A 12,321-nucleotide genomic window follows, 5' to 3' on the forward strand; every position below is an offset into this window, starting at 1 on the left:
TCTTCTGAATGATACTCGTGTTTTTAGAGGGCGGATTTTTTGGATAAGGATTTAGAATGAAAAAGTATAGGTGATAAAAATGATAGCAACGAAGGATATACGTATAGAAAAAGATTTTTTAGGTGAAAAAGAAGTACCAAGTGCAGCTTATTATGGTGTACAAACATTACGTGCCGTAGAAAACTTCCCAATTACAGGATACCGCATTCATCCATCACTCATTACAGCAATGGCAATTGTGAAAAAAGCGGCGGCACTTGCGAATATAGATACTGGTTACTTAGCTAAAGACATTGGACATGAAATTGCAGAAGCAGCGCAAGAAATTGTTGATGGAAAGTTTCATGATCAATTTATCGTGGATCCTATTCAAGGCGGAGCCGGAACTTCTATTAATATGAATACAAATGAAGTAATTGCGAATAGAGCGTTAGAACGTATGGGATATGAAAAAGGGGCGTATGCGAAAATTAGCCCAAACACTCATGTGAACATGGCCCAATCAACGAACGATGCGTTTCCAACAGGGATTCATATTGCAACTCTTATGATGTTAGAAAAGCTTCTTATTACAATGGAAGAACTTCATTCTGCTTTTCGTAAAAAAGCAAAAGAGTTTGATCACGTTATTAAAATGGGACGCACACATTTACAAGATGCAGTTCCAATTCGCCTTGGGCAAGAATTTGAAGCATATAGCCGAGTGCTTGCGCGTGATATAAAAAGAATTAAACAGTCTCGTCAACATTTATATGAAGTGAATATGGGGGCGACAGCTGTTGGCACAGGATTAAATGCAAATCCTACGTATATTGAACAAGTAGTAAAACATTTAAGAACGTTTAGTGGATTGCCACTTGTTGGTGCAGAGCATTTAGTTGATGCAACGCAAAATACAGATGCATACACAGAAGTATCTGCAGCACTTAAAGTATGTATGATGAACATGTCTAAAATTGCAAACGATCTTCGTATTATGGCGTCTGGGCCACGTGTTGGGTTAGCTGAAATTCAATTGCCAGCACGTCAGCCGGGTTCATCGATTATGCCAGGTAAAGTAAATCCAGTTATGGCAGAAGTAATTAACCAAGTCGCATTCCAAGTAATCGGAAACGATCATACAATTTGCTTAGCATCAGAAGCAGGACAATTAGAGTTAAACGTAATGGAGCCTGTGCTTGTATTTAATTTAATTCAATCTATAAGTATTATGAATAATGGATTCCGTGTATTCCGTGAATATTGTATTGAAGGAATTACAGCAAATGAAGAATTGCTGAAGCAATATGTTGAGAAAAGTGTTGGAATTATTACAGCAGTTAATCCTCATATTGGTTATGAAGCAGCATCTCGTATTGCACGTGAAGCAATTGAAACAGGAAAATCTGTTAGGGAGTTATGTTTAGAACATGGTGTACTGACAGAAGAGGAATTGGATATTATTTTAGATCCATTCGAAATGACTCACCCTGAAATTGCTGGAGCTTCTTTATTAAAAAATAAAAAAATGTAATGTGAAAAACACCGATCCATTTGGATCGGTGTTTTATTTTTAAAAGATATTAAATACAGCGTTTAATTGAAGTAAGCTAATAACAGCTAAGAAGATTAAACTGTATTTCATTGCTGTTTTAAATAGAGCAGATTCTTTCCCAACTAGTCCAACTGCGGCACAAGCAACTGCTACAGATTGTGGTGAAACCATTTTTGCCATTGTACCACCTACTACGTTTAAGGCAACGAGTGTAGAAGGAACGATGTTTAACTGGTCTGCTGTTACTGCTTGAAGTGGTGCGAATAAAGAACCACTTGAAACTACTGAACCTGTAATGAATACGCCAATCCATCCTAAGATTGGAGAAAGAACTGGGAATGCATTACCAGTAGAAGAGAATGCAAGTCCAAGTGTAGACGACATACCAGAGTAGTTCTCTACGTAAGCTAAAGCGATAACGCTACAAATTGTATATACTGGAGCTTTTAATTCTTTCATTGTTTCAATCATTAATTCTTTAACCATTTTACCTTTTACGCGGTAAACGATAAGTGAAACGATAATTGCTAGTACAATCGCTGTAGTTGTAGAAGAGAATACATCGAATTTGAAAACAGCTGCGAAAGGTGTATCAGCTTTTGTAATTGGTGTAGTTTTCATAACAGCATTATGAAGACCAGGGAACTGAATGTTAAATACTAAGTTTGCTAACGCACCATCTGGAGCAAATAAAGCTTTAATCGGTTTTAAGTTAAAGATTGTTACAAATGCAGTTAAGAATACGAATGGAGACCAAGCATATAAAATTTGATTGAATGTATGTGATACTTTAGTTTCTTGTTTTTCTTCTTTAGTAGAAGATTTTGGTTGCCAAACACGTAAGAATAATGCAAGAGCAATCATACTTACAACGGCTGCGAAAATGTTAGTAAGTTCTGCGCCTAAGAAGTAAGTTACAAGGAACTGAGTAATTGCGAAAGAAACACCACTTACAAGAATACCTTGCCAAGTTTCTTTAATACCTTTAATTCCATCGACCATTGAAACAAGTAAGAAAGGTAAGATGATACTAATGAAAGGTAAAATAAGAACAGTTTGACGACCAATAGTTAATGCGTCAAGTTGAGTTAATTGTGCTGGTACTGTAACTGGAATACCCATAGCACCCATAGCACCACCAGCGATATTAGCTACTAAACAAATACCTGCTGCTTTTAATGGGTTAAATCCCATACCTACAAGTAGTGCAGCTGTAATAGCAACTGGAACCCCTAGACCAGCTGCACCTTCTAAGAAAGCACCGAAAGAATAAGCGATTAATAATACTTGTAAACGTTGATCATTTGTAATGCTTGAAATACTATCGCGAATAATATTGAATTGCTCTGTTTTAACAGTTAATTTGTAAAGGAAAATTGCGGCGATAACGATAGTACAAATTGGATAAAATCCAGATAAAACACCGAATCCAGCAGATGCTACAGCTACTGTTGCTGGCATTTTATAAACAAATATTGCAAGGATAATAGCGACAATCACACTATAAAGACCAGCCATGTAACTTTTCATTTTGAATCCCATTAAACAAATGATGAAACAAAAGATTGGAAGTGCTGCGATTAGTGCAGATAACCAAATATTGTTTAATGGGTCATAAATTTGTGTCCAAGTACTCATAATAATGACAACTCCTATCTATTATATGTGAAGAAATTCACATTATTTGTGAAACTATTCACAATCAACTTACATGCTTAGTATATTCTCCTTCAACACTATTGTCAACGTAAAAAAGTATAATTATTCCATAATAGTGTTAAAAGAAAAGCTTTGTTCATAAAGTAGACAAAAAACACACTCAAATGAATTTAAGTGTGCTGTATAAGTTATTTGCATATTATTTTGCTTATTTAGATGGCATGTTCCTTATAGGCGTATATTAGATGCCATCTTTTATATCGAGTATAAAGTTTGATATATGAACTGATCTGTCCTGTTTGATCTAGTGAGGGAGGAATGGTGAGTGGATTTAATAGGAAGTTTTGCACAACAGTCCAACCGCTTGCAATACGAATAAAAAATAAGAAACAAATTTTTAATATCACATCATCTCTTTTTACTGAAAATTCCTTTTAGCGTAACAAAGAGGTTAATTATAGTTCAACTACATTACGATAGGTTATCAATTATAGACGGTATTTTACAATACCGTTACTGTGCATTTCAATGAGGTGAAAATATAACAAAAAGCCTGATAAAACAACGTTTGCAAGCAAAGTATTCGTAGGCCATTATTTTGCTTTTTCGTTATATCATATAGTATAATATTCAAAATCAACAAGGATTTTTTCCTGAATTTTTGTTGATGAAAATGGAAAAATTTTTCGGCTTTATAGGTTGATAAAGTTATGTCGTAACAGGAAATATAAGAACAGATATATAAATAAATAAAAAGAACATAAAAACGCAAATAAAAACGAAAATGAGGGGAACTTTATGAGCCAAAATCAATTCGAATGTCGTATTTCAGAAGAAGATGTACAAATGTTAAGAGCGTTAGCTCACCCACTTCGTCTACGTCTAGTAATGGAACTTATGCAAAGAGGAACATGTAATGTAACACAACTACAGGAAGTATTAGAAATTCCGCAATCAACGGTTTCACAACATTTAACGAAGTTAAAGCAAAATAAAGTAGTGCGCTTTGAAAGACGAGGATTAGAAGTGTATTACCAAATCCATAATGATAAAGTAAGTGCGGTAGTAAAAACATTATTTTCTTAAAATTTGAATATTATGGAAAAAGACGTGTGGAATATACGTCTTTTTTTATTTGTCAGAAAGGTAGCGAGAGAGTAAATATTAGCATGTGAGGAAGAAATGACTATCAATCAACATGCTGCTTTACGGAATATATTCTAAAAGGAAAAGAAAAAATAGAAAGGAGTGTAGTAAGCAAAAGGAGGGATATTAGTATGGATGTGAAACGTGTGAAACAAATCTTATCTTCTTCAAGTAGAATTGACGTTACATATGAGGGCGTACCAGTATGGATTGAGAGCTGTGATGAGCAGAAGGGGAGTGCTCAAGTGTATGATGTATCTAATCCTGGTGAGAGCGTTCATGTGGACGTGACAGCTTTAGAGGAGAAATAATAAAAAAGACGCTTCTAATTTTAGAAGCGTCTTTTTGTTATTCCATCATATGTGCAATTTTCTTAGAGAACATAAGAAGTACTAATCCTAGTACGATTACGATAACACCGATGCTCGCGAATACTTCTAAATATCCTAAAGATTGAGTGAAAGCAGCTAATTGTCCTGCTAAGAAGTTTGCACATCCAGTACCAGCTAACCATACACCCATTAATAAAGAAGCTAATTTAACAGGAGCGATTGCACTAACCATAGATAATCCGATTGGTGATAAGAATAATTCACCGATTGTGTGGAACATGTAAGTGAATACAATGAATAGTAAGTTTGCCTTCATTGTAATGTTACCTTCATCACTACCAGTTTTTAAAACAGCTAAAGTTAGAACTAAATATCCAATCCCTAGTAAAATCATACCTAGGGCCATTTTTGTTGGGATTTTTAAATCACCATTTTTTGTTTTTGAAAGTTTAATCCATAAAGCTGAAACAGGTAATGCTAGTAAGATAATGAATAGTGGGTTTACAGATTGGAACCAAGGTGTTGGAATTGTAAATCCACCAATTGTACGATCTACGAACTTATCTGTGTAAAGTGTTAAAGAACTACCAGCTTGTTCAAAGCCTGCCCAGAAGAATACAACGAAACAAGTTAAAATTAAAATTGCAGCTGTACGTTTTTTCTCTTGTGTTGTTAAAGGTTTTTTCTCAATTACTTTTGCAGTTTTTTCTTTAGACTTCTTACCTACAACAGTTGTACCAATTGTTCCTAAGTAACGAGGTGCTAAGAAATTAAAAGCAACCTGTCCAATGATCATACCGATACAAGCTGTTAAGAATCCATATTTGTAATCTGTGAAGTAACCGCAAATGAATGGAGCGATAAGAGCTCCTAAGTTAATTCCCATGTAGAAGATAGTGAAAGCACTATCACGACGAGAATCGTTGTCGCTATATAATTGACCTAGTAAAGTCGAAATATTTGGTTTGAAGAATCCGTTACCGATAACTAATAATCCTAATCCTAAAAATAGTCCAGTTTTCGTATTCATTGAAAATAGTACAAAGTTACCAATTGCCATGATGATACCGCCAATAGTAATGGCGTGTCGTTTCGTAATGAAATGGTCAGTTAACCAACCACCAATGATAGGTGTGAAATATACAAGCATTGTGAAAATACCGTAAATTTGAACTGCAACTGCTTTATCAAATCCTAAACCGCCACTTACTAAGCTCGTTGTTAAATAAAGAACTAATAAGCCACGCATTCCGTAATAACTAAATCTTTCCCATGCCTCTGTAAAGAACAACAAGTATAACCCTGGTGGATGTTTTTTTGGTGATTGTTGCTCTCCAGCTTTGTCTAATTTTAAAGCTGCATCCATTTTTGTTTCCCCCTAATCCTGTATAACGGATATTTATGTAATCATTTTAATTTACAAAATATTTAGAAGTCAATAGAATTATATGGAAATAGAAAGAAAATTTCTAAAAAAGTTCTATTTTTCTTCAACCGTTACTGTATTTTGCCCTGAAAACGAGATGATAAGCGTTTTCAAATGTAATAATTGAATTCTAAAAGAAAATAAAATAGTGATTAATCAGAAAATTTAGATTAAAAAATCTATTCTGATATAAAGAAAATATATTCTATTTACTTTTATAATATAACATATTGGGAATAAAAATACAAAATGAAATAATGTGACACTTCAGTGAAATGAAAAAACCAGCTCCATCAAAGAGAGAACTGGTTAGAATAAAATTATTTAACAAAGCGTTTTTCGATATCATCTAATAGTAGGTTAGCAGCCATTACACCGCCAGCTGTATTCCAAATAACATCGTCGACTTTGTATGCTTTACCATTTTTTACGGCATTTAAATTTTTAAATAGAGGATCGTTTATATATTCTTTTTCTAGTTCAGATCCTTTTTTCTCATTTCCTTTATCGAATGTGAAGTAGAATAATACGTCACCATCCATAGCAGAAATACGCTCTTTAGATACGTTACGCTCTGCAAAATCATCTTTGTTTTGATCTCCAGGACGTTTAAATCCAAGTTCTTTTAAAATAACACCAGAGAATGTATCGCCATGATAAATACGAACATCACCAGGCATGAAACGAACCATAGAGATTTCTTGATTTACTTTATCGCCAAGTTTGCCTTTTAAATCTTTCATACGTGATTCGTAATCAGCTACAACTTTTTGACCTTCTTTTTCTTTATTTAATGCTTTTGCATAAAATTTGAAGTTATCTTTCCATTCCCCACGTAATGTTTCTGAGAACACAGTAGGTGCAATTGCTTTTAGTTGTTCGTACACTTTTTCGTGTCGCATTTTGTTACCGATAATTAAGTCTGGTTTTAAAGAAGCAATTGTTTCAACGTTAACTTGTCCTTCATCACCAACAACTTTTACATCTTTCATTTTATCCTTAATATGTGGATACCATGGGTCACCCGTCCAAGACTTTACAGCACCAACTGGTTTCACACCTAATTCAAGTAAAGCTTCAGTTCCTTCATTTGTTAAGATAACTACACGTTTTGGATTAGCAGGAACTTCTGTTTTACCCATTGCATGTTCTACAGTAACCACTTCTTTTTTATTATCTTCTTTTGTAGATTCTTCTTTGTTATTTGATTTTCCACAAGCGCTTAAAAGCATTGAAAATGCTAGTAAAAATACAAATACTGTAAACGATTTTTTTCGCATGAAATTCATTATGTACCCCCTACATGTTGAGAATATTTTTCAATAGCAAGCATGATATTAAGCCTTTATCTTTTGATTGTCAATACATATGGTTGAAAATAATTCTCATTTCCGTTGACAATAAGAATTAAGTTGAAATACACTTACAACGTATCATTATACATTGAAGGGGAAACGCTGCATGTTATTAAAAACAAATCAAGCAAAATGGATTGGATTATTTGTTGGAATCATTGCAGTCGTTATTTGTATTTGGGGAAGTATTATTTTCGGATATACAAATACGAGCTGGAAATTAGCGCTAGATGCTTTTTTCCATTTTAATGGTTCTAATGAACATATTATTATTCAAAATGTGCGCCTTCCAAGGGCACTTATAGCAGCAAGTGTTGGTGCTAGTTTAGCCATCGCGGGTTGTCTTATGCAAACTTTAACTAAGAATCCACTTGCTTCTCCAGATTTTATTGGATTAAATTCAGGTGCTGCGTTCTTCATAGTTGTAGCAATTGTAATCTTTTCAGTAACATCATTATCAGCTTTCACATGGATTGCCTTTTTAGGAGCTGCGGTTGCAGCTGTACTTGTATTTGCTTCTAGTTCTTTAGGAAAAGAAGGGACTACTCCTCTTAAGTTAACGTTAGCAGGGGTCGCAATTAGTGCGTTATTTTCATCATTAACACAAGGATTACTTGTGTTAAATGAAAAAGCACTTGAAGAGGTATTATTTTGGCTTGCTGGATCTGTGCAAGGGAGAAAGTTAGAAATTTTACAATCTGTATTCCCATATTTATTAATAGGATGGATTGCATCTCTTATGATGGCAGGGAAAGTAAATACATTGATGATGGGAGAAGACGTCGCGAAAGGACTTGGACAACGAACAATTTTAATGAAATCATTCGTGTTACTTATTATTGTACTATTGTCTGGTGGTTCAGTTGCGGTTGCTGGCCCAATTGGATTTATTGGAATTATTACTCCGCATTTTGCTAGATTTCTTGTTGGAGTTGACCACAGATGGAGAGTGCCTTATAGCGGATTGTTAGGTGCAATACTACTAATATTGGCTGATATAGCAGCAAGATATGTCATTATGCCACAAGAAGTACCAGTAGGAGTTATGACAGCATTTATTGGAGCACCGTTCTTTATTTATATTGCACGTAAGAGAGGGCTTAGCAAATGAAGAAATATATTCCGTTTCGTATAGGAAAAGGCGAGCTCTCGTTTTTAATGTATAAACGAGCTTGTCTCGTCTTGTTAAGTTTACTAGTTGTTTTAATAGGATTATTCTTTGCGAGCGCAGGTATGGGAGACATGAAAATTGCTCCTTATGACGTATGGCAAGCAATTACCGGAAATGGCGATGCAATGTCAAATATGGTTGTAAATAAGTTTCGTATGCCACGTATTTTAATTGCTATCCTCGTAGGAATTGCGCTTGCGGTAGCGGGCTGTATTTTACAAGGGCTCGTTCGAAATCCACTTGCTTCTCCTGATATCATCGGGATTACGGGCGGGGCAAGTGTCGCAGTTGTATTATTTTTAGCGTTATTTAGTGATAAAAATAATGCACTAACGGTAAGTATTCATTATATGCCGCTCGCAGCTTTTGCAGGAGCAACGATTGTAGCGGTTTTTGTATACTTATTTGCATGGCAAAATGATGGATTATCACCAATTAGTCTCGTTTTAATTGGTGTTGGATTTTGGGCATTAACGAAGGCGGCGACAACATTATTTATGTTGCTAGCACCAATTTATCAAGCGAGCCAAGCGAATGTATGGATTACGGGTACCGTTTACGGCTCTTCTTGGCAAAATGTTATGGTACTTGCGCCTTGGGTTCTCATTTTAACAGTAATATCATTTATCGCAGCTAGGCATTTAAATGCACAAGAGCTAGGGGATGATATAGCGGTAGGACTTGGGGTTCCTTTAACGAAGTCGCGTGTATTTATGTTATTACTTAGTACAGCTTTAATTGGTGGTGCGGTAGCTTTTGCCGGAGGGATTGGATTTGTCGGTTTAATGGCACCTCATATTTCACGAAGATTAGTTGGTTCTTTATACGGTGCATTACTCCCAGTTGCAGCTATTGTCGGTGCAATTCTAGTACTTGCTGCAGATTTAATAGGGCGTACAATTTTCACACCACTTGAAATTCCAGCAGGGGTATTTACATCAGCAATTGGTGCACCTTATTTCATTTATTTACTTTATAAAAGTCGGAATTCATAAAGGGAGATGAATATGCAAAAAGCATTGGAGACGAAACGCTTGACGTTGTCTTATGGTGAAACAATTATTATTGATGAGCTGAACTTAGAAATTCCAAAAGGAGAAATTACAATTTTTATCGGTTCTAACGGTTGCGGGAAATCAACTTTATTACGTTCACTAGCCAGATTATTAAAGCCAACAAATGGTGATATTTTGTTAGATAATCAAGCAATTCAAAGTATGCAAACGAAGCAAATTGCTCGTCAAATGGCGATTTTACCGCAAGGACCACAAGCACCAGAAGGACTTACAGTATTACAACTTGTAAAGCAAGGACGCTATCCATATCAAACATGGCTGAAGCAATGGTCAGAAAAAGACGAGGAAATGGTACAGAAGGCACTTGCAGCAACAGGTATGACAGAATTTGCTGAGCGTGATGTGCATGCTCTTTCAGGTGGGCAGCGTCAACGTGCTTGGATCGCAATGACACTTGCACAAGATACAGATATCATTTTACTGGATGAGCCAACTACATACTTAGATATGACTCACCAAATTGAAGTGCTAGATTTATTATTCGAATTAAATGAAACAGAACAAAGAACAATTGTTATGGTATTACATGATCTGAATTTAGCATGCCGCTATGCAGATAACATTGTAGCAATTCAAGATAAACAAATATATGCACAAGGTAAACCTGAAGAAGTGGTAGATGAGAAACTAGTACGTGATGTATTCCGAATGGAGTGTCAAATTAGTACGGATCCGTTGTTTGGAACACCGCTTTGTATCCCTCACGGAAGAGGAAGACGTGTAGTTAAAGAAGTTGCTCAGGCAATGAGATAAAAAAACGATGAGTGAGTCATCGTTTTTTTTATTTGGTACAAGAAAATAAGAGGAAGAGAGGAATACGTAAGCGACGTTTATACTCTTCTTCATCTTGAAAATAGGTTGGATTTGGTGTAGCTTCTTTTAATGATGTAATGGTAAATCCAGCTTGCTGTAATAATGTGAAATACTCTTCCGTTGTACGATGATATTTAATAACTTCTTGGTCAATCCATGGTTCAACCCGTTTGCCTAGTTTAAAATAATCATCGACGAGCCAACTCGTTCTTTTACCACTTGTTTGTAAGCTTTCAAATGAAGAAGTAATAACGGGATGTTGAACGCTAAAGGTAAAGGTGCCATTTGTTTTTAAAGTTTGAAACACATTTTGAAAAATGATATCAAGATGTTCAATATAATGTAAGGCGAGTCTAGAGGTTACTAAATCAAAAGTGGAAGAGGGATAGGTATAATCTTTGAGGTTTAAAAAATGAACAGATCCATTTTTATTTTCTAGTTGTTTTTTAGCTTTTCCATACATAAGCTCGGAGCCTTCAATGCCGGTGTAAGAGTAGCATCCCTTTTCTAATAATTCCGCACCAAACTTAGCATCACCACAGCCTAAATCGAGAATTTGTTTTCCTTGCACATGACCAATGAGCTGAAAGAATACTGGTTTTTCAATGGATTCATTTGGGCTATTTTCTCGGTATCTTCGTTTCATATATTGTTCGAAAAATGCTGTGTTATTGTATACATCAGATTCTGTAAATGCCATGTTTGAAGCCTCCCTAAATATTTTTTTAATTCTATCAAATATGAAAAGTAAATGATAGATTTATTGTAATGAATCATATATAATCTAGAATTGTAAGCGGTTACTTTAAACTATTTTTCTATAATAAATTCTGAAAACGTGTTAAGCTAGTAGAGGGATTATTAGAACTATTAAGACAATAATCCGCTTACATGAACGATGGGAGGCTTCACAATGTCTAGTAAAACACTTGCGAAATTTTTAGAAGAAAATTTAGAGGATTTAAAATCAAAGGGGCTTTATAACGTAATTGATCCGCTTGAGAGTTCGAATGGACCAATCATTACAATTGGCGGAAAAGAATATATTAACTTATCTTCAAACAACTATCTTGGATTAGCAACAGATAGCCGTTTGCAAGAAGCAGCAATTGGTGCTATTCATAAGTACGGTGTTGGAGCAGGGGCTGTTCGTACAATTAACGGTACTTTAGATTTGCATATTAAGTTAGAAGAAACAATTGCAAAGTTTAAACATACAGAAGCAGCAATTGCTTATCAATCAGGATTTAACTGTAATATGGCAGCGATTTCAGCTGTTATGGATAAAAATGATGCGATTCTTTCAGACGAATTAAATCATGCATCTATTATTGACGGTAGTCGTCTATCAAAAGCAAAAATTATTGTTTATAAACATTCTGATATGGAAGATTTACGCCAAAAAGCAATCGCGGCGAAAGAATCAGGTCTTTACAATAAATTAATGGTAATTACAGACGGTGTTTTCTCAATGGATGGAGATGTTGCAAAACTACCAGAAATTGTTGAGATTGCAGAAGAGTTAGATTTAATGACATACGTAGATGATGCACACGGTTCAGGTGTACTTGGAAAAGGTGCAGGAACTGTAAAGCACTTCGGTCTTTCTGATAAAGTTGATTTCCAAATTGGTACATTATCAAAAGCAATTGGGGTAATTGGTGGATATGTAGCAGGGAAACAAAACTTAATTGACTGGTTAAAAGTTCGTTCACGTCCATTCTTATTCTCTACAGCATTAACACCAGCTGATGGTTAGTGATAGGTAAGGATTTGAAGTTATCTCTACCTTTTCCCCCACTCCACACC

At 35.2% G+C, this 12,321-nt stretch carries 10 protein-coding genes and 1 pseudogene; 7 read left to right on the forward strand and 4 right to left on the reverse strand.

The genetic code is table 11. The annotated features are described in order from the left end of the window. The first annotated feature begins 79 nt into the window (after positions 1-79). On the forward strand, positions 80-1,513 hold the full coding sequence (gene aspA / locus CQ064_RS26420) for an aspartate ammonia-lyase (RefSeq protein ID WP_000562134.1): 1,434 nt from the start codon (positions 80-82) through the stop codon (positions 1,511-1,513). A gap of 39 nt (positions 1,514-1,552) precedes the next feature. Here aspA and CQ064_RS26425 read toward each other — a convergent pair whose 3' ends face one another. Next, positions 1,553-3,172, reverse strand: a complete 1,620-nt coding sequence (locus CQ064_RS26425; protein ID WP_000109099.1) for an L-lactate permease — start codon at positions 3,170-3,172, stop codon at positions 1,553-1,555. Between the two features lie 819 nt (positions 3,173-3,991). On the opposite strand from CQ064_RS26425, the gene CQ064_RS26435 reads away from it, so the two are divergent. Beyond that, positions 3,992-4,279: an ArsR/SmtB family transcription factor gene (locus CQ064_RS26435; protein ID WP_000081428.1), complete on the forward strand. Its 288-nt coding sequence runs from the start codon at positions 3,992-3,994 to the stop codon at positions 4,277-4,279. A 191-nt stretch (positions 4,280-4,470) separates the two neighbouring features. Continuing rightward, complete coding sequence (locus CQ064_RS26440) at positions 4,471-4,650, forward strand: acid-soluble spore protein H (RefSeq protein ID WP_000382679.1); 180 nt, start codon at positions 4,471-4,473, stop codon at positions 4,648-4,650. A gap of 37 nt (positions 4,651-4,687) precedes the next feature. Here the strand turns inward: CQ064_RS26440 and CQ064_RS26445 are convergent, their stop codons facing one another. Next, positions 4,688-6,037, reverse strand: a complete 1,350-nt coding sequence (locus tag CQ064_RS26445) for a peptide MFS transporter (protein ID WP_000338305.1) — start codon at positions 6,035-6,037, stop codon at positions 4,688-4,690. Positions 6,038-6,417: 380 nt separating this feature from the next. Next, positions 6,418-7,386, reverse strand: a complete 969-nt coding sequence (locus CQ064_RS26450; RefSeq protein ID WP_001010277.1) for an ABC transporter substrate-binding protein — start codon at positions 7,384-7,386, stop codon at positions 6,418-6,420. A 172-nt stretch (positions 7,387-7,558) separates the two neighbouring features. Here CQ064_RS26450 and CQ064_RS26455 point away from each other — a divergent pair, with 172 nt between their 5' ends. The 3 genes from CQ064_RS26455 to CQ064_RS26465 are packed head-to-tail and all read left to right on the forward strand — an operon-like array spanning position 7,559 to position 10,452. Further along, on the forward strand, positions 7,559-8,563 hold the full coding sequence (locus CQ064_RS26455) for a FecCD family ABC transporter permease (RefSeq protein WP_000925211.1): 1,005 nt from the start codon (positions 7,559-7,561) through the stop codon (positions 8,561-8,563). Next, a complete protein-coding gene (locus CQ064_RS26460; RefSeq protein ID WP_000760059.1) occupies positions 8,560-9,618 on the forward strand; it encodes a FecCD family ABC transporter permease in 1,059 nt (352 codons plus the stop codon). The genes CQ064_RS26455 and CQ064_RS26460 overlap by 4 nt, the downstream gene beginning before the upstream one ends. Positions 9,619-9,630: 12 nt before the next feature. Further along, complete coding sequence (locus CQ064_RS26465; protein ID WP_001167953.1) at positions 9,631-10,452, forward strand: ABC transporter ATP-binding protein; 822 nt, start codon at positions 9,631-9,633, stop codon at positions 10,450-10,452. A 28-nt stretch (positions 10,453-10,480) separates the two neighbouring features. Here the strand turns inward: CQ064_RS26465 and CQ064_RS26470 are convergent, their stop codons facing one another. Further along, positions 10,481-11,212, reverse strand: coding sequence for a class I SAM-dependent DNA methyltransferase (locus CQ064_RS26470; RefSeq protein ID WP_000885974.1), 732 nt, complete (start codon positions 11,210-11,212; stop codon positions 10,481-10,483). A 213-nt stretch (positions 11,213-11,425) separates the two neighbouring features. On the opposite strand from CQ064_RS26470, the pseudogene CQ064_RS26475 reads away from it, so the two are divergent. After that, positions 11,426-12,265 (forward strand): annotated as a pseudogene (locus tag CQ064_RS26475) (aminotransferase class I/II-fold pyridoxal phosphate-dependent enzyme); the annotation flags it as partial. Positions 12,266-12,321: the final 56 nt, after the last annotated feature.

This window comes from Bacillus sp. MYb78, from assembly GCF_002975115.1.
Classification (GTDB): domain Bacteria; phylum Bacillota; class Bacilli; order Bacillales; family Bacillaceae_G; genus Bacillus_A; species Bacillus_A cereus.